21 protein-coding genes are annotated in these 23,998 nt (G+C 66.4%); 6 read left to right on the top strand and 15 right to left on the bottom strand.

Annotation, left to right across the window (positions count from 1 at the left end; all coding sequences use genetic code 11):
• Positions 1-64: 64 nt before the first annotated feature.
• Together gabT and QFZ40_RS04025 are read right to left on the bottom strand one after the other, a co-directional pair.
• A complete protein-coding gene (gene gabT, locus QFZ40_RS04030; protein ID WP_306902997.1) occupies positions 65-1,426 on the bottom strand; it encodes a 4-aminobutyrate--2-oxoglutarate transaminase in 1,362 nt (453 codons plus the stop codon).
• A gap of 49 nt (positions 1,427-1,475) precedes the next feature.
• A complete protein-coding gene (locus QFZ40_RS04025; protein WP_306902995.1) occupies positions 1,476-2,906 on the bottom strand; it encodes a gamma-aminobutyraldehyde dehydrogenase in 1,431 nt (476 codons plus the stop codon).
• Positions 2,907-3,063: 157 nt separating this feature from the next.
• Between QFZ40_RS04025 and QFZ40_RS04020 the strand changes: the two genes are divergently transcribed.
• Complete coding sequence (locus QFZ40_RS04020; RefSeq protein ID WP_306902993.1) at positions 3,064-4,503, top strand: PucR family transcriptional regulator; 1,440 nt, start codon at positions 3,064-3,066, stop codon at positions 4,501-4,503.
• 61 nt (positions 4,504-4,564) lie between these two features.
• Here QFZ40_RS04020 and QFZ40_RS04015 read toward each other — a convergent pair whose 3' ends face one another.
• Positions 4,565-6,193: a CYTH and CHAD domain-containing protein gene (locus QFZ40_RS04015; RefSeq protein WP_306902991.1), complete on the bottom strand. Its 1,629-nt coding sequence runs from the start codon at positions 6,191-6,193 to the stop codon at positions 4,565-4,567.
• 164 nt (positions 6,194-6,357) lie between these two features.
• Between QFZ40_RS04015 and QFZ40_RS04010 the strand changes: the two genes are divergently transcribed.
• Together QFZ40_RS04010 and QFZ40_RS04005 are read left to right on the top strand one after the other, a co-directional pair.
• Complete coding sequence (locus QFZ40_RS04010; protein WP_306902989.1) at positions 6,358-7,581, top strand: MFS transporter; 1,224 nt, start codon at positions 6,358-6,360, stop codon at positions 7,579-7,581.
• Complete coding sequence (locus tag QFZ40_RS04005; RefSeq protein WP_306902987.1) at positions 7,578-8,258, top strand: FadR/GntR family transcriptional regulator; 681 nt, start codon at positions 7,578-7,580, stop codon at positions 8,256-8,258. Before QFZ40_RS04010 ends, QFZ40_RS04005 begins: the two co-directional genes overlap by 4 nt.
• 117 nt (positions 8,259-8,375) lie before the next feature.
• On the opposite strand, the gene QFZ40_RS04000 is transcribed toward QFZ40_RS04005, so the two are convergent.
• The gene (locus QFZ40_RS04000; RefSeq protein WP_306902986.1) at positions 8,376-8,912 is read right to left on the bottom strand and encodes a hypothetical protein; all 537 of its coding nucleotides are present in this window, start codon (positions 8,910-8,912) and stop codon (positions 8,376-8,378) included.
• 151 nt (positions 8,913-9,063) lie between these two features.
• On the opposite strand from QFZ40_RS04000, the gene QFZ40_RS03995 reads away from it, so the two are divergent.
• Entirely contained in the window at positions 9,064-9,354 is a 291-nt protein-coding gene (locus tag QFZ40_RS03995) for a hypothetical protein (protein ID WP_306902985.1), read from the top strand.
• A gap of 3 nt (positions 9,355-9,357) precedes the next feature.
• The gene (locus tag QFZ40_RS03990) at positions 9,358-10,185 is read left to right on the top strand and encodes a DUF1206 domain-containing protein (protein WP_306902984.1); all 828 of its coding nucleotides are present in this window, start codon (positions 9,358-9,360) and stop codon (positions 10,183-10,185) included.
• 93 nt (positions 10,186-10,278) lie between these two features.
• On the opposite strand, the gene QFZ40_RS03985 is transcribed toward QFZ40_RS03990, so the two are convergent.
• The 3 genes from QFZ40_RS03985 to QFZ40_RS03975 all read right to left on the bottom strand — a co-directional run bounded on the left by QFZ40_RS03985 (position 10,279) and on the right by QFZ40_RS03975 (position 13,971).
• Positions 10,279-11,745 (bottom strand): FAD-dependent oxidoreductase, encoded by a 1,467-nt coding sequence (locus tag QFZ40_RS03985; RefSeq protein WP_306902982.1) that lies wholly within the window; start codon positions 11,743-11,745, stop codon positions 10,279-10,281.
• A 98-nt stretch (positions 11,746-11,843) separates the two neighbouring features.
• The gene (gene cobA / locus QFZ40_RS03980; protein WP_306902980.1) at positions 11,844-13,121 is read right to left on the bottom strand and encodes a uroporphyrinogen-III C-methyltransferase; all 1,278 of its coding nucleotides are present in this window, start codon (positions 13,119-13,121) and stop codon (positions 11,844-11,846) included.
• A 238-nt stretch (positions 13,122-13,359) separates the two neighbouring features.
• Complete coding sequence (locus QFZ40_RS03975) at positions 13,360-13,971, bottom strand: TetR/AcrR family transcriptional regulator (RefSeq protein WP_306902978.1); 612 nt, start codon at positions 13,969-13,971, stop codon at positions 13,360-13,362.
• A gap of 74 nt (positions 13,972-14,045) precedes the next feature.
• Here QFZ40_RS03975 and QFZ40_RS03970 point away from each other — a divergent pair, with 74 nt between their 5' ends.
• Complete coding sequence (locus QFZ40_RS03970) at positions 14,046-14,537, top strand: cupin domain-containing protein (RefSeq protein WP_306902975.1); 492 nt, start codon at positions 14,046-14,048, stop codon at positions 14,535-14,537.
• Positions 14,538-14,729: 192 nt separating this feature from the next.
• Here the strand turns inward: QFZ40_RS03970 and QFZ40_RS03965 are convergent, their stop codons facing one another.
• From QFZ40_RS03965 to QFZ40_RS03930, 8 genes are all read right to left on the bottom strand, one after another.
• Positions 14,730-15,677 carry an ABC transporter permease gene (locus QFZ40_RS03965; RefSeq protein WP_306902973.1) on the bottom strand — a complete coding sequence of 316 codons (948 nt, stop codon included), beginning with the start codon at positions 15,675-15,677 and terminating at the stop codon, positions 14,730-14,732.
• Positions 15,667-16,392, bottom strand: a complete 726-nt coding sequence (locus tag QFZ40_RS03960; RefSeq protein ID WP_306902972.1) for an ABC transporter ATP-binding protein — start codon at positions 16,390-16,392, stop codon at positions 15,667-15,669. The genes QFZ40_RS03965 and QFZ40_RS03960 overlap by 11 nt, the downstream gene beginning before the upstream one ends.
• A 52-nt stretch (positions 16,393-16,444) precedes the next feature.
• Positions 16,445-17,575: an ABC transporter substrate-binding protein gene (locus QFZ40_RS03955; protein ID WP_306906814.1), complete on the bottom strand. Its 1,131-nt coding sequence runs from the start codon at positions 17,573-17,575 to the stop codon at positions 16,445-16,447.
• 142 nt (positions 17,576-17,717) lie between these two features.
• Positions 17,718-18,884: an RtcB family protein gene (locus QFZ40_RS03950; RefSeq protein ID WP_306902971.1), complete on the bottom strand. Its 1,167-nt coding sequence runs from the start codon at positions 18,882-18,884 to the stop codon at positions 17,718-17,720.
• A gap of 161 nt (positions 18,885-19,045) precedes the next feature.
• Positions 19,046-20,485 carry a sulfate adenylyltransferase subunit 1 gene (locus QFZ40_RS03945; protein ID WP_306902970.1) on the bottom strand — a complete coding sequence of 480 codons (1,440 nt, stop codon included), beginning with the start codon at positions 20,483-20,485 and terminating at the stop codon, positions 19,046-19,048.
• Positions 20,486-21,433 carry a sulfate adenylyltransferase subunit CysD gene (gene cysD, locus QFZ40_RS03940; RefSeq protein WP_306902969.1) on the bottom strand — a complete coding sequence of 316 codons (948 nt, stop codon included), beginning with the start codon at positions 21,431-21,433 and terminating at the stop codon, positions 20,486-20,488.
• A complete protein-coding gene (locus QFZ40_RS03935) occupies positions 21,430-22,182 on the bottom strand; it encodes a phosphoadenylyl-sulfate reductase (RefSeq protein ID WP_373427389.1) in 753 nt (250 codons plus the stop codon). Before QFZ40_RS03935 ends, cysD begins: the two co-directional genes overlap by 4 nt.
• Positions 22,179-23,927 (bottom strand): nitrite/sulfite reductase, encoded by a 1,749-nt coding sequence (locus QFZ40_RS03930; protein WP_306902968.1) that lies wholly within the window; start codon positions 23,925-23,927, stop codon positions 22,179-22,181. Before QFZ40_RS03930 ends, QFZ40_RS03935 begins: the two co-directional genes overlap by 4 nt.
• Between the last annotated feature and the right edge of the window lie 71 nt (positions 23,928-23,998).

The raw sequence follows: 23,998 nt of genomic DNA, 5'->3' as shown, positions 1-23,998 counted from the left end.
TTTCAGGGTATCTGCTGCCAGTTCGCGCGGTGTTGTGGGGTGATCCCGGTTCCGGGAGGAACTCCTAGGCGTTGGCCTTGATCGCCGCGGCCAGGACGTCCAGGCCGTCGTTCAGCAGGTCGTCGGTGATGACTAGCGGCGGCAGGAGGCGGATGACGTTGCCGTAGGTGCCACAGGTGAGGATGATGACACCCTCCTTCAGGCAGGCGGCAGCCACGGCCTTGGTGAGTTCGGGATTGGGCTCCGTGGTTCCCGGCTTCACCAGCTCGATGGCCAGCATGGCGCCCCGGCCGCGGACGTCACCGATCACACCGGAGGAGAGCTGGCTCTGCAGCTCGGTCAGCCGGGCGATAGCAATTTCCTCGATGTGCCGGGCACGGCCGATGAGGTCGTATTCCTCCATGGAACCGATGGCGGCGAGAGCTGCGGAGCACGCTACGGGGTTTCCTCCGTAGGTGCCGCCCAGGCCGCCGGGGTGGACGGCGTCGAGCAGGTCGGCGCGGCCGGTGATGGCGGACAGCGGCATGCCGCCGGCGATGCCCTTGGCCATGGTGATGATGTCGGGGACAACGCCTTCGTGGTTCACCGCGAACCATTCGCCGGTGCGGCAGAAGCCGGACTGAACCTCGTCGGCGATGAAGACGACGCCGTTTTCCTTGGCCCAGTCAGCCAGCGCCGGCAGGAAGCCCTCGGCCGGAACGATGAAGCCGCCCTCGCCCTGGATGGGCTCGATGATGATCGCAGCGACCTGGTCGCCGCCGATCTGCTTTTCGATCATGGTGATGGCCCGCTTGGCCGCCTCGGCGCCCGTGATGGAGGAGTTTTCCTCGCGGTAGGGGTAGCTCATGGGCATGCGATAGACCTCGGGCGCAAAGGGGCCGAAGTTGGTTTTGTACGGCATGGCCTTGGCGGTGAGCGCCATGGTCAGGTTGGTGCGGCCGTGGTAGGCGTGGTCGAAGGCGACGACGGCGTCGCGGCCGGTTGCCAGGCGCGCCACCTTGACGGCGTTCTCCACAGCCTCGGCGCCGGAGTTGAAGAGCACGGTGCGCTTCTCGTGGTCGCCCGGGGTGAGGCGGTTGAGCTGCTCTGCCAGCGCCACATAGCTTTCGTAGGGCGTCACCATGAAACAGGTGTGGGTGAAGTGCTCTACAGCTTCCTTCACGGCGCCGACGACGGCGGGATCGGACGCGCCGACGCTGGTCACCGCGATGCCCGAGCCGAAGTCAATGAAGGCGTTGCCGTCGACGTCGTGGATGATGCCGCCGTCGGCGTCCGCAACATAGACGGGCACGGTGGAGGCGACACCGGCGGCGACGACGGCCCGCCGGCGGTCGCCCAGGGCTACGGACTTGGGACCCGGGAAGTCAGCCTGGACGCGGCGCTTCTGCTCCAGGCGGTAAGTGATTTCGTTTGCGGTGGTGGTCATGGGTGAAAGCCTTTCTTGAAAACCTGGGACGAGGAGACCGGAAGTCTGGTTACGCATCGAGGGCACTCATCACGTGCTTGATGCGCGTGTAGTCCTCGACGCCGTACATGGACAGGTCCTTGCCGTAGCCGGACTGCTTGAAGCCGCCGTGGGGCATTTCGGCGGTCAGGAGGATGTGGGTGTTGATCCAGACGGCCCCGAAGTCGAGGTCCCGGCTCAGCCTCATGGCCGTGCCGTGGTCACTGGTCCAGACGCTGGAAGCGAGGGCGTAGTCGACGTCGTTCGCCAGCTCCACAGCCTCCTCCTCCGAGCTGAACTTCTGCACGGTGATGACCGGGCCGAACGTCTCCTGCTGCACGATGTCGTCGGTCTGCTTGGCGCCGGTAATGATGGTCGGCTCGAAGAAGAAGCCCTTGTCCCCCGCGCGGTGGCCCCCGGTTTCGATCCTGCAGTTCGCCGGCAGGTGCTCGACGACGGAAGTCACCTGGTTGAAGTGGTTGACGTTGTTCAGCGGGCCAAAGTAGTTTTCCTCGTCGTTCTGGGAACCGGTGTGGAGCGTCTTGGTGTGCTCCACCATGGCCGCCACGACGTCGTCGTGGACTGAGTCCTCCACCAGCACGCGCGTGATGGCAGTGCAGTCCTGGCCGGCGTTGAAGAAGGCGAATTCTGCGATGGCCGCGGCGCTCTTCTTAATGTCGGCGTCCTTGAACACGATGGCCGGGGCCTTGCCGCCGAGCTCCAGGTGGGCCCGCTTGAGGCCCTTGGCCGCACCCGATGCGACCGCGATACCGGCGCGGACCGAGCCGGTGATGGAGACGAGGCCCGGGACCTTGTGCTCGACCATCAGGGCGCCGGTTTCCCCGGTGCCCAGGACGACGTTCAGCACACCGGCCGGGAGGATTTCGCCTGCCAGCCGGGCCAGGACCAGGGTGGATTCCGGCGTGGTGTCGGACGGCTTGAGGACCACGGTGTTGCCGGCGGCGAGCGCGGGGCCGATCTTCCAAATGGCCATGAGGAAGGGGTAGTTCCACGGAGCAACCTGGGCGACGACGCCGATCGGTTCACGGCGGACGTATGACGTGTGGCCCTCGAAGTATTCCCCGGCGGACTTGCCCTCGAGGATACGCGCGGCGCCGGCAAAGAAACGGAGCTGGTCCGCGCCTGCCGCCACTTCCTCGGAGGCGATCAGCGAGCGGACCTGGCCGGTGTTCCGGTGCTGGGCCTCCACCAGTTCGTCGCTGTTCGCTTCGATGGCATCGGCGAGCTTGAGCAGCATCAGCTGGCGCTGGCTGGGGGTGACGTGCTTCCAGGTTTTGAAGGCAGCCTTGGCGGCGGTCATGGCGGCGTCTACGTCGGCCTGGCCGGAGATGGGCGAATGCGCCACCACCTCGCCGTTCGTCGGATTGACGATGTCCAGCAGGCCGGTGCCGGAGGGCGTGACGAACTCACCGTTAATGAAGTTCTGCAAGGTTTGAACCACGGTGTGCAACCTCTTTCATAGGGAACCATCAGCCGTGAAGCGGATGGATGCGACTGCCTCGAGCCTATGCCAGCACCCTTACCCAGGGAATAGCCACCTGCACACCCAGACCGGAATGGTTTAGTGCGGTTGCCCAGTACCGGACTATCCTTGGCTCATGGCCATTTCCCTCGCTGCCCTCCTGGGTGTGAACTCCCTGAACCTGTCCAAGGCGGGCCTCGCCGAGACCACGTCGCACCAGGACATTAACTGGGTTGCGGTCACCGAACTGGAGGATCCGCAGCGCTTCATCAACGGCGGCGAACTGGTGCTCACCACCGGGCTGCGCCTTCGCTCGGCACCGGAGCAGCGCCGTTTCGTCCGCCAGGTCCAGCGGGCAGGCGCAGTGGGCATCGGCTTCGGCGTGGGACTGTCGCACGACGTCGTCCCGCCAGCCATGATCGCCGAGGCCAACCGCTGGGGACTTCCGGTAGTCGAGGTCCCCTACGAGACCCCGTTCATCGCTATCGGCAAACTCGTGGCCGACGCCCAGTCCGCTGACCATTACTCCAAGCTGGAGCGCCTAATAGCCGGGCACCAGGTCCTGGCCCGCGCACTCCTGACCGGCGGCGGCCTGACTGAGCTCCTCAAACATCTGGGCAGCATGCTCCGGACCGACATTGCACTCACCCAATTCGCGGCGCAGCTGTACAACAGCGCCAAGGACCACCCCTCCGCTGACACCTGGGCTTCCTATCCGATCCCCACCGGACGCCGGGATGCCTGCACGCTCTGGGTCCGCCAGCCTTTCGAGGACTCGGGCATCGTGGGCTATGCCCAGAACCTGATCAGCGTGGAGCTGAACAACATGGTCAAGCAGCGGCAGGCAGAGCGGGCGCTGTGCGGCCAGGTGCTGGAGGACGTCATCCACGGCGCACTGGAGACCAGCGAGGCGCAGCGCCGGCTGGCGGGCGTGGGCATCAACAGCACGCGCAAGAACGTCGTGCTGCTGGCCGTTTCCGCCGCGCATCATAAGGCCCTGGCGAGCACCTCAGTACCGCAGCAGCTGGAGGGCGCGGTGGCCGCCGCCGTCGGGAAGGATCTGGTGGTGGTGATCAACGACGACGGGAGCGGCGCGGCGGCGCTGGCGCGGAAGCTGAGTGATCACCTGGCGGAGGCCGGAATCCACGCGACGATCGGCATCGGCGGGGCCTACACCAAGCCGAACGGCCTTCGTTGGAGCTACTTCGAGGCGAGGGAGGCCGCAAACCACGGCCTGCCCGTCAACGAGCCCGAACGGCTCAGCCTGACCTCGCTGCTGCTGGCCAGCGAGGATGTGCCCCTCGCCGACATGGCCAACGAGTCCCTGAACCCGCTCCGGGCCTTCGATGCCGCGCACGGCTCCGAACTGATGACCACGCTGGAAAGCTACCTCAACAACAACGGCTCCGTCGCCGCCGTCGCCGAAGCCCTGACCCTGCACCGGAACACCGTGCGGTACCGGCTGGCCCAGATCACCGAACTGACAGGCTACGATCCCGCCGTCACCGCCGACCGTGTGCAGCTGTGGCTGGCGCTGGCGGTTTCCCGGCTCAGCGCCCGCCAGCCCTCCTCCTGACCGCAACTCCTGACCGCAACGCGGGGTCACTTAACGCCCATGTTGGCGGCCGGAAGGGGCGTTAAATGACCCCGCGTTGCAGGAACTTGCGAGATTTCTTCCACGCCTTCCGATACTTGGACTCTGCCGCCGCGCCGAGCTCCTCCTGCCGTTCCCCGAGAGTGGCATAGGCCGAAGCAACAGCCTCCGGAAGGTCAGGCGCGGCGCCGAGCCGGGCCAGCAGATCCCTCGCCAGCACGCTGTCGTGCAGCTCGCCGAGGATCTTCTGCTGCCGGCGGGCGGCCTTGGCGATTTTTGCGGCCGGCTTGCCATGGACGGGTGCGGCGGCCTCCGCCACATGCCGCAGCCGTTTGGCATCCTTGCGCACCTGGTGCAGGGCGGTTTCATGCGGCGCTCCCAGCCGGGCACCTTTCGCGGCCTTGTGCGACCGGCGCAGCCTCTTGGCGGCCTTGTCCACCAGTTTGGCGGCAACCTTCCGGCCAGGTGCTTCCGCCTGCGGCCGCACCGGAGGATGATCCCGGAAGGCCTCGAGGTCATCCAGGAGCCGGAAGTACCTGCCGGACATCAGCACTTCCTGCATTTTCCGGTAACCAGAGTCGAACCTGCCGCCAAGTTCATGCTCGACGCTGCTCTTCACCGCCGCCGCAGCAGGCCCTTCCGGCAACTCGTCCGCCTGCCCGCGCAGGCGCTCCAGAATGACTTCGGCATCACGCGGCGCCCCGAGGATCCGGCCAAGCCACTTGAGCTCGTCCAGCAGCCGCCGCACCGCCACCGCACTGTACAACCGGCGGTAGGCCGCCAGTGCCGACCGGGTCCTGCGCACAGCCGAGCGCATGGCATGCACCGCATCCGGCTCTTCCAGCCTCACCCCGGGATCATGCGCCAGGATCTCCCGGATCTGCGCGGCGAGGTAAAAGGTCACGACGGCGGTGGCGGGGGACTTCTTGCCCGGCTCCGCCGTCGGCAGCCCGGTGGCATCGGCCTCATCCCCGGCATCCTGGGCGTCTCCGGTTACCGCGTCACCCAGCGCGCGGGCAAGTTTGGACCCGTGCCTCGCCGGGCGGGCTCCGGCTGCGGCCAGGGCTTCCTCAGCAGCGGGGAAAAGATCGGGGCTGCCGTGGACGAGCTCCAGTTCCCACTCACGCCACTGCTGGCTCTGCTCGTTGGCAGAGAGGCCGTCTCCATTCAGTGCAGACGCCTGCACCCTGTCGTCGGCCAGGTCCGCCAGGTGCACTCCGTCCTCCCCGTAGAGAGGGTACGTGGTGCGCCGGGTTTCCAGCCGGACTACCGGAATCAGCCCAGCACCCCGGAGGTAGGCCTGCAGGTGCGCGAGCAGTCTTTCAGGCACGACGGCGGGTTGGCCCAGCGGCGCGTGGATTTCACGGCGCTGCGGGGCTGCCCCGTTGTGGCTGGAAGTGGAATCGCTGGCAGTAGAGTCGCCGGCAGTTGAGTCGCCGACGACGGCCGGCAGCTTCAGGTGCCAGCCCGCGTCGGCGCCGCCCGTCCGCCGCCGCAGGGTGATGTGCCGGGACGCGAGAGTGTGGCGGTCCGTGTCGAAGTAGACAGCTTCCAGGGTGGCCACATGCGGCTCGCCCACCCGGGCAACACCTGGCAGTTCCGCCAGCGAAGGCACTACGGCGGCATCATCGACGTCGTACTTCTTCTCGATCTCAATCCCCTGGGATGCCATGGCAGGCCGTCCTTCCACATCAGCGCAGCACCGGCGTAGAGACCACTTAAGCCCTGGTGCCGGAAACCTTCCGTGGCCCCGAGTCTATGGCCAGCTCCCCTGGCACGGGGAGAGGTTGGCCACAAAACTAGAAACATCAAACGTCTAACGTCTAACGTTAACGGATGACCGCCGCAACCTCCGCTCCCCCTACAGTTGATACCGCTCCGCCCAAACCGCGCGCCGCCGTCGTGCTGGCCGTCATTGCGCTCGTGCTGATCGGACTGAACCTTCGCGCCGGAATCACGGGGGCTTCTGCCCTGCTCCACGATTTGCAGATGGTGCTGGGATACGGGCCGCTGGTGGCGGCCATCATCCCGTCGATTCCGACGCTCTGCTTCGCGGTGGCGGGAGCGGCGACGTCGTGGCTCACGGGACGGCTCGGCGTCGAGAAGTCCATCCTGCTGTCCCTGGCGATGCTCGCGGCCGGGCTCCTGGTCCGGGGCATTCCTGCCACGGGCGCACTGGTGGCGGGGACCGTGTTGGGGATGTCCGGCCTGGCCGTGTGCAACGTGGCCATGCCTTCCTTCATCCGCGAGCATTTCGCGGCGCGGACGTCACTCATGACGGCGCTGTATACGGTGACCATGACCACCGGCGCCACAGCCACAGCCGTGGCCGTGGTCCCGCTGGCGCAGGCGCTCGGCTCGCCTTCTGCCGCCGTTGGCGCCATCGGCATCATGGCCCTGGCCGCGTTCCTGGGTTTCCTGCCCGTCGCCCTGCACGCACACCGCAATAGTGCCCGGGCCGCAGCCCTCCGCATCTCCCCCTGGCCCCTGCTGCGCACGCGCAAAGGCCAGCTCCTCACGGCCATCTTTACGCTCCAGGCGCTGCTCGCCTACGCCCTGCTGAGTTGGTTCCCGTACATGCTGACCACCATGGGCCTCAGCGCCTCCGACAGTGGCCTGATGTACGGGCTGATGCAGCTGGTATCCGTCCCGTCCGGGATGATTCTCATCGCCATCGGCTCCCGGCCCCGGATGCTGCGGCCTGCCTTTTACCTGGTGTCCGTGGCCATGGCCGCGGGGGTCGCCTCGCTGCTGTTCCTGCCGGTGGGCCTCGCGCTGATTCCTGCCGTGCTCCTGGGATTCGGGCTGGGCATCTTCCCGCTGGTGATGGTGATGATCAGCCGCAGCGGGGCGAACACCGCGGAGACCACGGCGCTGTCCACGCTGGCGCAGTCCACCGGGTACCTCCTGGCCACAGCGGGACCCTTCGGCACCGGGCTGCTGCACAGTGCCACCGGCGGCTGGACCTTGCCGCTCGGCATACTTCTGGCCCTCGCGCTGGTCCAGATTGTCGTGGCGCACCTGATCACCGGCCGCCCGGCCGGAAGGAAGCAGCCATGACCCTGAGCACCTCGCACCGCCAGCCGCTCGCCGACGAAGTCACGGGCAAGCTGCGGGACATGATCCAGTCGGGTGAGTGGCCGCTGCAGCAGCGGATTCCTTCCGAGACTGAGCTGATGGCCCGCCTGGGGGTGTCCCGCGGGACCCTCCGGGAGGCCGTCAAGGCCCTGGCCCACAGCGGCATGCTGGAAGTCCGGCGCGGGGACGGCACCTATGTCCGGGCCACCAGCGAGATGTCCGGCGCCGCCCGCCGCCTCTACCGGGACCACACGGAGGTGCACATCCTGGAGGTCCGGGTAGGCCTGGACACGCAGGCGGCACGGCTGGCGGCCAAAAACGCCACGCCCGACGACGTCAAGGCCTTGCGCGCGCTGCTCAGTAAGCGCGACGCGGCCTGGAACGCCGGCGACTACCCTGCCTGGGCCCGCGCCGACTGGGGCTTCCATGAACGGGTGGCGCAGGCCTCCGGGAATCCGCTGCTGCATGAGCTCTACATCAGTTTCGGCGAGGTGTTCCATACAGACCTGCTCAGGCAGCAGGACCGACCAGGCTTTGACGGGCTTCCGCACGAAGGACACGGCGCCCTGGTGGACGCCCTCGAGGCCCACGACATTGAAGCTGCGGTGGCCAGCGTCAACAAGAACCTCAACTCCTGCGCGGAGTGGCTGCGGTCCTAGGCCGCCTGGCGCAGACACGGACGACGGCGGCCCGGCACTTTGGTGCCGACCGCCGTCGGGCGTTTGCCAGCCCCTGCCTGTTCCTAGGTGGGGCTGCTGCTTATGACCTCAAACCGCCTATGACTTCAAACCGGCGAACACATTCTTGGGCCGCTGCATCTCACCGTGTTTGGCGCCGAGGATGATGACCAGGCCGGCGAAAGCGGGGATGGCCCACTGCAGCATCTTCAGCTGCTGCTGGGCGGTTTTCAGCTCCTCCGACGCCTCGGGGCTTGGTTCGGTTGCACCGCGGGCTCCTTGGTCCGCCAGCTTCTCCACCTTCTTGCCCAGAACGCCCGCGTAAAGAGTCACAGCGGCACCCGCCACAGTCACCACCGTTTTGATTGCGGTGTCCCGCGCCACCCCGTCCTGCTTGGCGATGCGCTCCTTGTTTTCCCAGGCAATGGCGAGATCGGCCAGCAGGTGCGACACGAAAGCGGCCGTCTGGATCGGTGCCCACTTCATCCAGCCGGAACTGGAGAGCCGGGTGCGTTCGGCCGGATTCGTCGCTTCCGCTGCCGCACCGTTGAGTCCAATAGCGCCCATCAGCGACCCGCCGAACCAGGCTCCGGCCGTGAGATCGTGAACTGACCGGGCAATGAGATTTCCTGCCATGATGTGCTTCCTAACGTTGAACTGGTTCCGAAAATGCCGCATCTGCGGACTTCACTGTGTCCCATCGAGGTCATGGTCAGGCTATGGTAAGCACACTTACTAATGTTACGGAACCCCGTCTTAGTAGGCCTTTACGCGTAGTATCGCTGCCATGGAAAACACAGGGACCCTGTTCGGCTGGGCCTTTGGAGACGCCGCCCGGGAAGCCGACGCCGGGTACGTGCAAGAGCTTCAGCATGAGGCGCTGGAAAACGCCCGGCAAACGGCGGAGGCCAGGGGCCTGACCGTCGAAACCGGCTCGGAGGCCTTCGCTATCCTGAACGCCCGCGAAACCCTGGTGGAGCTGGATACGGCACCGAACAGCCTGGTTGTCCGGGCCACGGTGCACGTTGAAGGTCCCGGAGCCGACAAGCTCCACGCCGAAGGACCCATGAACGGCTAGCCCATGTCAGACGGGGAATCCCCCATCAGCGACGCCGCCGACGCTGTCGAGGAGGCATCAAATGCCAAGGCGCTCGACGTCGTCGCACGTTCAGGTTTCGCCGTCATGGCCCTGCTGCACATCATTGTCGGCGCCATTTCCATCGCCCTAGCCCTCGGTCAGCCCGGGGAGGCGGAACCTACCGGCGCCATCGAACAACTGGACGCCAGCCCCTGGGGTCCAGTTGTCATGTGGGCCTGCGTGATCGCCTGCAGCGGCCTGGCGCTCTGGCAGCTAAGTGAAGCCACGCTGCGGGCGCGTCATCTTCCGCGCAAGCAACGGCTTGGAAAACTAGTCTCCTCCGGCTTCCTGGGACTGGCCTATGGAAGCGTGGGACTCACCTTCGCCGGCTTCGCTCTTGGGCTCCGTGGCGACTCAGGGGACTCCACCCGGGATTTCACTGCTGCACTCGTGGGCTCCCCGTACGGGTTGTGGGTCCTGGTAGCCCTCGGCCTCACCGTCATGGGGGTGGGGGTCTACTTTGTGGTGAAGGGCGTGCGACGCGGATTCAAGGAGGAACTCTTCCACTTCGACGGCACGCGCCGCGGAAGGATCATCGACTCGCTGGCGATCACGGGGCATGCGGCCAAGGGCATAGCGCTTAACCTGACGGGACTGCTCTTTGTGATCGCCGCAGCCAAGCACAGGCCGGAAGAGTCCACCGGCCTGGACGGAAGCCTGAAGGCGCTCCGCGACCACCCGTTCGGCCCGTACCTGCTCCTCGCCATCGGCGCCGGGTTCATCTGCTACGGCATTTTCGCGCTGGTCCGGGCGCGGTTCGGACGGATGTAGGTTCCCCAGTGCCGGGTTAAATGCAACGCGGGGTCACTTTTCGCCCAATAAATCGAGTTTATTGGGCGAAAAGTGACCCCGCGTTGCTGTTGCTTAGACCTCGGCGGCTACACCGTCGCGGGAGATGTCAACCATATCCTCGCGCGGCACTACCTTGATGCGCTCACGCTTGACCTCGACGCCGTGAGAGCCGCCGGCCTCGGTGGCTGCAGCGCCCAGGGCGAGTTCATGCGCGTCCAGGGCCAGCCAACCTTCCCAGCTGGTGAACTTCACGCCGCGGGCGTCCAGGAGTTCGACGACGGCGTCCGCCTCGGGAACGCTGGCCACCGGAAGGTTTTCGCGGTCTTCCAGCAGGTAGGTCACAGTCTCAAGGGCGTCGCCCTTGGTGTGGCCGATCAGGCCAACCGGTCCGCGCTTGATCCAGCCGGTGGCGTAGATACCCGGAACGTGGGTGCCGGCGGCATCCAGGACGCGGCCGCCGTCGTTCGGGATGACACCCTTCTTGTGGTCGAACTCGACCTCGGGCAGAGCGGAACCGAAGTAGCCGATAGCGCGGTACACGGCCTGAACCGGGTAGTCGACGAACTCGCCAGTGCCGCGGGCGTTGCCCGTGCCGTCCAGCTCGGTGCGCTCGAACCGCATGCCGGCGACGCGACCTGGCGTCTCGGCGTCGTCGTAAATTTCCACCGGACTGTGCAGGAAGTGCAGGTGCAGGCGGCGGGAGGCCGTGAGCTCGGAGAGGTCCTCGGGCTGCTCGGCGATCCAGTTGGTGAGCGTGCCCACCATGGTCTTGGTCTGGTTGTTGGTCTGGATCTGGCGGTCCGATTCCTCGTCGAACTCGAAGTCCTCCGGGTACAGGATGATGTCCACGTCCTTGGAGTGGGACAGCTCGCGCAGCTCCAGCGGCGTGAACTTGACCTGGGCGGGGCCGCGGCGGCCGAAGACGTGCACATCGGTGACCGGGGACGCCTTCAGGCCGGCGTAGACGTTGTCCGGGATTTCGGAGACCAGCAGGTCATCGGCGTGCTTGGACAGGACGCGGGCCACGTCGAGCGCCACGTTGCCGTTGCCGATCACCGCGATCTCCTTGGCGTCCAGCGGCCATTCGCGGGAAACGTCCGGGTGGCCGTCGTACCAGGAGACGAAGTCCGCGCCGCCGTAGGAGCCGTCCAGTTCGATGCCCGGGATGTTCAGGTCCGCGTCCTTGATGGCGCCGGTGGCGAAGATGACGGCGTCGTAGTGGGTGCGGAGGTCCTCGATGGAGAGGTCGGTGCCATAGTCCACGTTGCCAAAGAAGCGGATATCTCCCCGGTCCAGGACCTTGTGCAGGGCGTTTACGATGCCCTTGATGCGGGGATGGTCCGGGGCCACGCCATAGCGAATCAGGCCGTAGGGTGCCGGGTAGCGATCGAAGAGGTCGATGCTGACTGTCAGCTCGCCGCTCTTGACGGCCTCACTCTTGGTGAGAATGTCCGCGGCGTAGACGCCGGCCGGGCCGGAGCCCACGACGGCGACGCGCAGCGGACGTTCGGCAGAACCTACGGTGGTGCTTGATGACACGGCTGTGTTCCTTTTCTTCGTTCCGGCCCAACTAGGTAGCAGTAGATGCCGTTTTGAGAGCTGATAACGACATCTGCTGCTACCTAGTTGGGTGGAGGCTAGGTGGTGAGGACTCGGGGCTTGGTACTGCGCGGGCTGTTCGGGGTGGTGGTGCCGTAGTCGGCGGTTTTGAAGTGCGACGGCGCGAACGGGCTCACGCGCACGACGTCACCGATGACAATTACGGCCGGATTGGCGACGCCGATGGCTTCCGCCTGATCGGCGATGGAACCGAGCGTGCCGATTGTCACGCGCTGGTCCGGCAGATACCCGTTCTCAACGATGCCAACTGGAGTGTCCTGAGGCAAACCGGCACCTGCCAGCGCAGCGGCTGATTCGCGCAACTGGCCCACGCCCATCAGCAGGACGATGGTGTGATCGGCCCTTGCCGGGACCTCGGACAGTTCCTCGTGGCCGGTCACCACGCTGAAGCCCTTGGCCAGGCCCCGGTGGGTCACCGGGATGCCGGCGGCGGCGGGTACTGAGATGGCGGAGGTGACGCCGGAAACAACTTCGACCTCGACGCCGTGCTGCCGGCAGTATTCGGCTTCCTCGCCGCCGCGGCCCAGGACGTAGGGGTCGCCGCCCTTCAGCCGGACCACGCGGTTGCCCTTGAGGGCTTCCTCGACGAGTACCCGGTTGATCTCGGACTGCGGTACCGGGTGGTGGCCGGGAGTCTTGCCCACCTCGATGACACGGACGTCGGGAGCCAGTTCTTTGAGGAGTTCACGGGGACCGAGGCGGTCTGCGACGACGACGTCGGCCTGGCCCAGGAGGCGGCGTCCGCGGACGGTGATGAGGCCGGTGTCGCCGGGCCCGCCGCCCACGAGGGCAACGGATCCGCTGTCTTTCGGAGCGCGGCGGCGGCGCAGCGGCAGGTCACCGGTCTCCAAGGCGGTGGCGACGGCGTCGCGCAGTGCCATCGCGCGGCGCGGGTCTCCCCCGGCGTTGATGGCAATCTTAACGTCGTCAACGACGGCGACGGCGGGCGTCCAAGCCGCGGAGGCTTCATGGTCCGAGGCGTTGACGCACCAGATGCGCTGCGCCTCGGCGTCCTCGGAGACTTGGGCGTCCACGGCGGAATCCCCGGTGGCCGTCTGGACGAACCAGACGCCGTCGACGTCTTCCGTACGGTAGGTGCGCGGCTCCCAACTGAGGAGGCCGGCGTCGGACAGTTCAGCCAAGGCCTGGCAGGCAACAGGCGCGACAACCGTGACCCGGGCACCGGCGTCGAGCAGTCCCTTGGCGCGGCGCGCAGCCACGGGACCGCCACCCACCACCAGCACGGGGCGGCCGAGCAGCCGCAGTGCTGTGGGGTAAATATCCTGAATTGCCATGAATCAACGGTAGGGCCGCGTCACATTACCCACCAACGGGGGCAGCAACACCAGTTCACGTAAGGTAACCCGGCGTAACTTAGCGGCCAGGGCGTGGCGGGACGCCGCCGTGGGGCACTTTGGCGTGCATCAGGCCCTTCAGGGGCAAAAACCCGGCGTGTCCGTGTCAAAGTGCCCCGTTTCGGCTGCTGCGCGGCTGCCAAACAGAACAGCGGGAGCCCGACGGCGGAGCTTGCGGTCAGGTCTTGGGCGGAAGTCCGTGCGTCAGCGCGTGCGACAGGAGCGCAGCCGCCGTCCAGCGCATGGAGGCAACGGCCCCTTCCCTACTGAGGCCGCCGATATCCGTCAGCCACACCAGTGCCTCGATTCCGATGGCGCTCCGGATGGTCAGGACCAGCCGGTGGATGTCCTTCTCGTCCATCTTTCCCCGGAGCGGGGAGAGGGCCTCGGCAATCCAGCCGATCGCCCGGCCCTGCCTCAGGGGCAAGTCCTGTTGCCCCTCGGCGGGCTCGAGCGAAAGCCGCAGCATGGTCCGCTGCTGGGCTTCGGTTTGGATGATCATGGCAGTGAACTCCGCTACCACTGCATCCAGCCGCTCGGCCACGTCCTCAGGAGGTGACGCGGGCAGCAGCGACGTCCGGGCGGTTTCCGGATGCGCCGCCCCCAGCAACTCGCGCTGGCCAGGGAAATACCGGTAAGCGGTGCTCCGGGCAACCCCGGCTAGCAGCGCAGCCTCGTCCACCGTAGGCGTGGCACCGGAAGCAACGAGCTGTCGCGCGGCAGCCACCAGGGCATCCAGCGTCCGGCGCTTCTGACCCGTCCGCCCAACGTCCGCATAAGTCCTTGACATGCGCTTCATGGTACACCAGTCTTGTTATGGGATTCCAGTCCCATAAGTCCATCAAACGCATCGAGGCGAGCACCATGGAGACGAAGAATTCAGCAACAGCAATCATCCGACAGCCAGGCGAAGGCGCCAGGCGCTGGTTCTTCGGGGGCGGGGTGCATACGTGGAAGGCCACAGCGGAGGAGACGGCGGGCGCGTTCCTGCTATTCGAAGACGAGATGGGCCTCAACAAGGTCACTCCCCTGCACACCCACCCGGATTCGGACGAAACCATGTACATCCTGGCCGGGGAAATCCTGATGCACATGGACGGCACGGAGCACCGGGTCGCGGCGGGCGGTGTGACCATCGCACCGAGAGGTGTTCCGCACGCCTTCAAGGTCCTTCAGGAGGGGACCCGGGTGCTGTGTCTGCACACCCCCGGCAGTGCCCAGGAATTCTACTTCGGCGCCAGTGAACCTGCCCTCGGGAACGGCGTCGGGAAGGTGGACTTCGACCGCATTCGCGAATCAGGACGCGTGAATGGCGGAATTGAGATCATAGGTCCCCCGCCCTTCCCGGAAACCTAGGGCCACTCGCGGGAAACATCGCCGCGGGGCGCCGTCGTGGGGCACTTTGGTGAGGATCAGGCCCTCCGGCTGCTCAAATCCCGGCGTGTCCGAGCCAAAGTGCCCCGTTTCGGAGGCCACACACAACAGCAGAGCCCGACGGCGGGAGTCGCCGTCGGGCTCTGCTGACGTTGTGGATGGGGTGCTGGGCGGCTAGCGGGTGCTGCCGGCGAGGAGCCCCCGGCTGCGGAGGAGGCGCTTTTCGATCGGCGCGAAGACCAGCAGTTCGATCAGGATGCCGACGGCGAGGATCAGCAGGATGGCGGCCATCACCACCGTCATGTCGGACAGTGCGCGGCCCTGGTCCAGCAATGAGCCGAGGCCGAAGCCGATAGTACCGCCCACGGCGATGATTTCCGCGGCCATCAGGGAGCGCCAGGAGAAGGCCCATCCCTGCTTGAGTCCGCTCAGGTAGCCCGGAAGCGCCGCGGGAAGAACAATCTGCAGTGCCATCTCGAGCTTTGAGGCGCCCAGGACGGTTCCCACCCTGCGGTACTGCGGCGGGATCTGGTCCACGCCGGAGATCAGTCCGTTGATGATGGACGGGATGGCACCCATGAGCACCACGAAGTAAACCGTCCCGTCGGTGAGGCCGAACCAGATGATGGCCGCAGGCACCCATGCCACGGACGGCAGCACCTGCAGGCCTGAAATGAGCGGCCCGAACGCGCGGCGCAACGGCGCAACCTGCGCCAGCAGCAGCCCCACGGGGGTGGCGACGGCCACGCTGATCAGGAATCCGACGAGCCCTCGCTGCAGTGAAGTCCACACAGCTTCCTGGAGCTTGCCTTCTCCCCACAGCACGCCGACCTGTTCAAGCACATCGAGCGGTCCGGGAACCAGGTCACGCCGCTTGATGCCGAGCGATACGTAGAACTGCCACGCCAGGACCAGGACCACCAGCGCGGCCACCGGGAGGAGGATGCGGCTCCAGTCGATGCGGTGCTTGCGCGCGGCGTCGGACTGCAGTGAATCAAGCCCGGATTCAAGCTCGCGCAGGTCCTCGCTGCCCGTGGATGACCTCGTGAGGGCAGCAGTGATGTGCCTGGTTTCCGTGGGTTCCGACGGGGCGTCTACCAATGGAGTGGGGTTACTTGGCATGGCGGCGAATCTCCTCACGCAGCCGGGCGGTGATGACCCCGGTCAGCTGTCCGGCAAGTCCGGCGTCGGTTCGGTGTTCTTCGGTGACGGCCCATTCCTGGACCACCCGGCCCGGTCGGGAGGAAAGCAGCAGCACGCGCTGGCCCAGCCGCACGGCCTCGCGGACATTGTGCGTGACGAAAACGATGGTGCGCCCGGTTTCCTTCCAGATCCGCTCCAGCTCGTCATGGAGGAGGTCGCGGGTGATGGCATCGAGGGCCGCGAACGGCTCGTCCATGAGCAGCAGCTGCCGGTCCTGGGCGAGCGAACGGGCCAGGGCCACACGCTGGCGCATGCCGCCCGAAAGCTCATGCGGGCGCTTGTCCCCCGCGCCACCGAGGTGCACCAAGTCAAGGAGTTCATTGGCCTTGACGCGGCGTTCGGCCTTTCCGACACCTCGAAGCTTCAGTGCCAGCTCGATGTTCTCCCGCGCGGTGAGCCAGGGGAAAAGGGCGGCGTCCTGGAACATGAAGGCGGCGCCGTCGCTGGGCACTTCCAACGCGCCCGACGTCGGGACCTCAAGTCCTGCCATGATGTTCAGCAGGGTGGATTTGCCGCAGCCGGAAGCACCGAGGAGGGCGACGAACTCGCCTTTCCCGATGTTGGCGTTGACGTCGTCCAGCACCGGGGCGCCGTCGCCGAAGCGCTTGCCCAGGTTTTCCAGTACGACTGGCATGGTCCCGTCCTTTGGTTGGTGTGGTGGTTGGTCTGGTGCGGAGGAGCCGGGGTCAGCCCTTGCCGAGCCCGGCGGCGGAGATGGACTGGCCGGTGACCTCGTTGAGCGCGGCGAGGTCGAAGATGCCGTTGATGTCGGCCTGTTTGGTGGTGCCGGCGGTGACGCCATCCTTCAGCAGCTTGGGGTAGGTGCCGGCCAGCGGGTCCACGGTGAAGACGATGTTCTTCAAGGACCTGTCGATGACATCCGCCGGGAGGGCAGCGCCGGCAGACTCCTGCAGCGCCGCGTTCAGGACCGAGGTCTTCTCCGCCGCGGGGGCTGTGTTGAGCCAGTCCACTGACTTGGCGTGGCCCTTGAGCAGTGCCTTGACCGTGTCCGGGTGCTCGGCGGCGAATTTCTTGTTCACGATCAGGATGGTGGTGGGGAACTCTCCCGGTTTGCCGGAGAGCGAGCCGTCCCAGAGGTCCTTTTCGTCCACCAGGACCTTGGCTCCGGCCTGGAGCACCAGGCGGGAGGCCCAGGGCTCAGGCAGCCAGGCGCCGTCGAGCTTTCCGTCCTGGAACAGCTTCAGCGTCTGGGCGTTGTCAGTGGGGTTAATCGCCACGTCCCCGCTGCCGTCCACGTTGGTCTTGTAGCCCTGGCTGGTGAGCCAGGCACGCAGCGCCACATCCTGGGTGCCGCCAAGCTGCGGGGTCGCCAGGGTCTTGCCCTTGAGGTCCGCGGCGGAATTAATGGTCGGCCGGACCACCAGCTGCGCGCCGCCTGCCGCGGCGCCGGCGATGATGCTGACGGACTCGCCCTGGCTCTTGACGAAGGAGTTGATGGCCGGGTTGGGACCGACATACGCGGCGTCGATCGCGCCGGCGTTCAGCGCCTCGATCGCTGCCGGGCCGGCGTTGAAGACCTGGGTGCTGAGCTTGGTGCTGCCCAGCGCGTCCTGGAGGAAGCCCTTGCTCAGGCCCACCAGCGCGGGAGCGTGCGTAACGTTCGCGAAGTAGCCCAGCTTCAGCTCAGCCGCAGCGTTGTTCGCAGGTGCCGCTGCCTGGGCGTCCTCATGACGCGAAATCGTGGAAGCCACTACCGCCCCCACTGCGATCAACAGGACGAGTCCGATCGCCAGCCCGGCCTCGATGGCACGCCTGCGTCTGGGCACTGCGTTTTCGCCTGCCTCGATGCGGGTCATCCCGGGCTTGGAACTAGTCATGGACTCACCATAGGGATTGTCATAAACGGGGTTCAATGAAGTGGAAACGGGGGGTCATGCGGGTTCATCTGACGTCACATTCGGGACGCCAATCTCGTGCGACTTCGCTGGGTTCGCCGGACTAGTTGCCTTTGACGTTGACCAGCTGCCGCAGCTTGTGGCGTACCTTGACCAGGTCCGCGGCGTCCTGCATGACCTGGTCGATGGGCTTGTACGCGGCCGGGATCTCGTCTATGAACGCCTCGCTGGCGCGGAACTCGATCCCCCGCATGGCTTTCTTCAGCTCCTCGAGGGAGAACGTCTTGCGTGCGGCATTGCGCGAGTACTCCCGGCCGGCGCCGTGCGGCGAGGAATTGAGAGACGCCGGGTTGCCGAGGCCTTCCACCACGTACGACGCCGTCCCCATGGAACCGGGGATAAGTCCAGGATCGCCGTGCTCGGCTTTGATGGCCCCCTTCCGGGACACCCACACGGACTTGCCGTAGTGCGTCTCCAGCTCGGTGAAATTGTGGTGGCAATTGATCCGCTCGCGTTCCTGTACCGGTCCGCCCACCCAGCGGCTGAACCGGGTGATCACCCTGTCCATCATTTCCTCGCGGTTAAGCAGGGCGAAATGCTGGGCCCAGCGCAGTTCCTTGATGTAGCGGCTGAATTCGCCCGTGCCCTCCTCAAGGTAGGCGAGGTCAGCGTCCGGAAGCCTGATCCCCTTTTTCTGGATCACCCGCTGGGCCACGCCGATGTGGTGCTGCGCGATTTTGTTGCCCACTCCCCGCGATCCCGAATGCAGGAACAGCCAGATGGCATCGCCCTCATCCGCGCTGACTTCGATGAAGTGGTTGCCGGACCCGAGTGAGCCCAGCTGGAGCTCCCACTTCGCAAGGTACTCTGCGGGATTGAAGCCTGCCCCGGCTGCCAGTTTCCGCAGCTCCGCGATGCGTGGTTCGGCGGTGGCCTGGACGTCGCGGTTGTTGTGCCCCGCGGACAACGGGATGGCACGCTCGATATCCTCCCGCAGCCGCTTCAGGTCCTTCGGGAGGTCCGCCACTGTGTACTGGGTCCTCACGGCGATCATGCCGCAGCCAATGTCGACGCCCACTGCTGCCGGAATGATCGCGCGTTCGGTAGGGATCACGGACCCCACTGTGGCGCCCTTGCCCAGGTGCGCGTCCGGCATCAGCGCCAGGTGCGGGTAAATGAAGGGCAGCCGCGACGTTGCCAGGGCCTGCTCGCGGGTCTTGTCATCCAGGATCGAGGCCCAGTTGATGAGCTTGCTGCTGATCTGTTCCACGGCGATCCCTCCCACTCATGATGATGGTGGGGCCGCTGCGGCGAGGCAAGGGCCGCCGTCGAACGCAGCAGAAAACCCGGCCCATGCCAGGAACGGCTCTGCCCTGCATTACCGGCGTGGGACAACACCGGTCATGCGGGGCAGGGCTGTTTGTGCGGGACCTAGATCGAGTACCGCTCGTCCTCGTGGTCGCCAGGGTGGTCCTTGACCAGCCCTGCGGCCAGCGTGTTGCCGTCCAGCGGGTCGATGACGAGGAACGCACCCGTGCGGCGGTGGTGCGTGTAGTTCTCCAGCGGCAGCGGGGCGGCGAGCCGGAGCTGCGCGTGGCCGATGTCGTTCAGCTCAAGGCTTGACGTGGCTTCGAGCTTGAACGAGGCCAGGTCCAGCTTGCCGCTGACGTTGCGGACCAGCGCCTGGACCGTGCGGGTGCCGTGCTTGACCAGCACCTTGGCGCCCTCACGCAGGGGCTTGGGCGAGAGCCAGCACAGGGCAGCGTACAGGTCGGCAGTTGAGTCGCGGACGGTTCCGGCGGCGGCAATGGTGTCTCCACGGGCGACGTCGAACTCATCCGCCAGGCGGATCGCAACAGACTGCGGCGCGGCGGCTTCCTGGAGTGAGGCTCCGGCGAAGTCGATGCCCACCACGGTGGTGGTGCGGGGACCCTGGCCGGGGGTCAGGACGGAAACCTTGTCCCCCACCTTCACGGAACCCTCGGTGATCTGGCCGGCGTACGCACGGTAGTCGCGGTAGGCCTCCACATCCAAGCCGGCAGCCACGGCGTCCGGTGCCAATGCACCCTGCGGCCGGACCACCAGCTGCACGGGGAAGCGGAAGCTCTCCAGCTGCGTGTCGATTTCGTCGGCGGCCGGCAGGGTCTCCAGGACTTCGAGCAGGGCAGGACCGTCGTACCACGGGGTGCGCTCCGAGCGCTCCACCACGTTGTCGCCGTCGAGCGCGGACACCGGGATCACCAGCAGGTCATCGATGTGATCCGCGGTGCCGAGCTCAGCAGAGCCGATGCCCAGTTCTCGGGCAACGCGCTGCACGTCGGCCTGGATCTCGCGGAACACGGACTCGCTGAAGTCCACCAGGTCGATCTTGTTCACGGCCACGATTACGTGCGCCACGCGGAGCAGCTGCAGCACTGACAGGTGCCGGCGGGTCTGCTCCAGGACACCCTTGCGGGCGTCGATGAGTACGACGACGGCATCCGCGGTGGACGCGCCGGTCACCGTGTTCTTGGTGTACTGCACGTGCCCGGGGCAGTCGGCCAGGATGAAGCTGCGCTGGTCGGTGGCGAAGTAGCGGTAGGCGACGTCGATGGTGATGCCCTGCTCGCGCTCGGCCCGTAGGCCGTCGGTCAGGAGGGCGAGGTCGATCGCCTGGGTCCCGGTCGCGCCGGCGCCGCCGAAGCCGCGGTCAGCCGAGGTACGGGCAACGGCGTCGAGCTGGTCTGCCAGGATTGCCTTGGAGTCGTGCAGGAGGCGGCCCACCAAAGTGGACTTGCCGTCGTCGACCGATCCGGCGGTGGCGAAGCGGAAAAGCGTGGTGGGCAGGGCTGTTTCCAGCTCGGCGGCCAGGAGTGAAGTGTCGGTGCTCATTTAGAAGTAACCATCCTTCTTGCGGTCTTCCATGGCTGCCTCGGAGATGCGGTCATCTGCACGGGTGGCACCACGTTCGGTGATGGTGGAGGCGGCAACTTCGATCACAACGTCGCTCATGGTGGCTGCGGCCGATTCAACGGCACCGGTGCAGGACATGTCGCCCACGGTGCGGTAGCGGACCGTCTTGACAATGACTTCCTCGTGCGGCAGCGGCTGGGAAACCTCGCCTACTGCACGCCACATGCCGTCGCGGGCAAACACTTCGCGGTCGTGGGCGTAATACAGGCCCGGCAGCTCGATGTTTTCGCGTTCGATATAGCGCCAGATGTCCAGCTCGGTCCAGTTGCTGATGGGGAATGCGCGGACGTGCTGGCCCACGGTGTGGCGGCCGTTGTACAGGTTCCACAGCTCGGGGCGCTGGTTGCGCGGGTCCCACTGGCCGAACTCGTCGCGGAGGCTCAGGATGCGCTCCTTGGCGCGGGCCTTGTCCTCGTCACGGCGGCCGCCGCCGAAGACGGCGTCGAACTTGTTCTGCTGGATGGCGTCCAGCAGCGGGACAGTCTGCAGCGGGTTGCGGGTGCCATCGGCACGCTCCGCGAGCTCGCCGCGGTCAATGAATTCCTGGACGGAGCCGACGACGAGCTTCAGTCCCAGCCGCTCCACCGTGCGGTCGCGGAAATCGATGACCTCGGGGAAGTTGTGGCCGGTGTCCACGTGCAGCACGGGGAACGGAACCTTGCCGGGCCAGAACGCCTTGGTAGCCAGGTGCAGCATGACCACGGAGTCTTTGCCGCCGGAGAACAGCAGCGCGGGCTTCTCGAACTCGGCCACAACCTCGCGGATGATGTGAATGGCCTCGGACTCAAGCGTGTCCAGGCTGCTCAGGCGCGTGGAAATGGCAGCGTCAGTCACCTGGGTGGGCTCCTCGGTTAGGAAAGTGCTCATACGTGTAGTCCGCATTCTGTCTTGTCGGTGCCTGCCCAGCGGCCGGCGCGGGGGTCATCTCCTGGCGCCACCTTGCGGGTGCAGGGCTGGCAGCCGATGGAGGGGTAACCCTGGGAAAGCAGCGGGTTGACGGGCAGGAGGTTGTCATCCGAGTACTGGACCAGCTGGTCGAACGTCCAGGCGGCCACCGGGTTGACCTTGACCAGGCTGTTGGCCTCGTCCCAGGTCACCAGCGGAGTGTTGGTGCGGGTGGGCGCCTCGTCGCGGCGCACGCCAGTGAACCAGAGTTCATAGCCGGCCAGGGTGCGGCGCAGCGGGGCTACCTTGCGGAGGGCGCAGCACTGGGCGGCGTCGCGGGCGAAGAGGTCCTTGCCCAGGAGCCGGTCCTGCTGTTCCACCGTGTTCTCGGGGAGCACGTCCACCACGTTGACGCGGAGGTTCGCGGCAACCTCATCCCGGGTCGCGTAGGTCTCCGGGAAGTGGTAGCCGGTCTCCAGGAACAGGACGTCGACGCCGGGCATTTGGTCAGCGACGAGCGCCGGGAGGACGGAGTCGGCCATGGAGCAGGCCACCGCGACGGCGGGAAGGTCGAAGTTGCGCTCAACCCAGGCGATGACGTCACGGGCCGGGGCGTCCCAGCCGAGTTCGGCGGCACCGGATTCGGCGAGGGCTTTCAGCTCGTCCTTGCTCCGGAGCTTGGGCACTGCTGTTTCCGCCACCGGGGCGGTGCCTGCTGCTTGCTCGCTCACTGGAGTGCCTCCTCGTCTGCTGCATGCGCCCACTCGGCGAAGGTCTGGCCTTCGGCACGCTGGGCAACGAACGTTCGTACCACGCGCTCCACGTAGTCCGGCAGGTCCTCGACGTAGACCTTAAGGCCGCGGACGGTGCGTCCCAGGCCGGCTTCTTCACGGTCGTTGGAAGCCAGCCCGCCCCCCAGGTGGACCTGGAAACCCGGGGTGGGGTCGCCGTCGGGCGTTGGCAGCATCATGCCTTTAAGTCCGATGTCCGCCGTCTGGATGCGGGCGCAGGAGTTGGGGCAGCCGTTGATGTGCAGGGACAATGCGTGCGGCAGTTCACCCGAGGCTGCCAGGTCCGCGAGGCGGCGCTCCAGCTCGGCGATGGCGGTGGCCGCCGTGACCTTGGTTTCAACGATGGCCAGCTTGCAGTACTCGATGCCGGTGCACGCGATGGTGCCGCGGCGGAACACGGACGGGCGGGCGGACAGGCCCAGGGCATCCAGTTCGGCCACCAGGGGCTCCACCTGCTCCTTGACAACATCCAGGACCACGAGCTTCTGGTGCGGAGTGGTCCGGAGCCGGTACGACCCTCGGGCTTCAAGGGTGTCAGCGAGCTTGACCAGCGCCGCGCCGGACAGGCGGCCGGCCAGCGGGGTGGCGCCGATGAAGAACTTGCCGTCCTTCTGCTCGTGCACGCCGATGTGGTCGCCGGGGCTGGTGGGCTTGGGCGCGGCCGGGCCGTCGGCCAGCTTGTAGCCCAGGTATTCGTCCTCGAGGATCTGGCGGAACTTCTCCGGACCCCAGTCAGCCATCAGGAACTTCAGGCGGGCCTTGGTGCGCATCCGGCGGTAACCGTAGTCGCGGAAGATGCTGGTGACGCCGAGCCATACTTCGGCGGCTTCCTCAGGCTTCACGAAGGCACCCAGGCGCTTGCCGAGCATCGGGTTGGTGGAGAGCGCGCCGCCGGCCCAGAGGTCATAGCCGACGCCCAGCTCGGGGTGGCGCACGCCTACCAGGGCGAAGTCGTTGATCTCATGCACCACGTCCTGGCTGGGGTGGCCGGTGATGGCGGTCTTGTACTTGCGCGGCAGGTTGGACAGCAGCGGGTTGCCGATGAAGCGTTCGCCGAGTTCCGCGATGAGCGGTGTGGGGTCGATGATCTCGTCCTTGGCGATGCCAGCCACCGGGGAGCCCAGGATGACGCGGGGCACGTCGCCGCAGGCCTCGGTGGTGGACAGGCCGACACCTTCGAGGCGGGTCCAGATTTCGGGAATGTCCTCCACGCGGATCCAGTGCAACTGGATGTTCTGGCGGTCGGTGAGGTCGGCGGAATCCCGTGCGAAATCAACCGAGATCTGGCCGATGACGCGCAGCTGCTCGGTGGTGAGGGCGCCGCCGTCGATCCTGACCCGGAGCATGAAGTACTTGTCCTCAAGCTCGTGCGGCTCGAGTGTTGCGGTCTTGCCGCCGTCGATCCCTGGCTTGCGCTGGGTGTACAGGCCCCACCAGCGGAAACGGCCGTGGAGGTCCTGCCCCGGAATGGAGTCGAAGCCCTCTTTGGAGTAGATGGACTCGATACGCTCGCGCACGTTAAGGCCGTCGTCTTCCTGTTTCCAGGTTTCGTTGGCGTTCAGCGGGGCGGTGCCGTCCACTTTCCACTGCCCGTGCGGCTTGGCGGCAGGGCGGGAAGAGGTGCGTGCGGGGCGCTTGGAGGAAGCGGGGTCCGCGGACGCTCCGGCTAGAGCTGTATCAGTCATAGATCGACTGTAGGGCCCAGTCGAATAGCGTCACAAAGACCCCGGAAACGCTAAGTCACCTAGGGAAATAT

The sequence above is a fragment of the Arthrobacter pascens genome (genome assembly GCF_030816475.1).
GTDB lineage: Bacteria > Actinomycetota > Actinomycetes > Actinomycetales > Micrococcaceae > Arthrobacter > Arthrobacter pascens_B.
The sequence above is the reverse complement of the archived record's forward strand: the minus strand, read 5'-3'. Positions and strand labels throughout refer to the sequence as shown.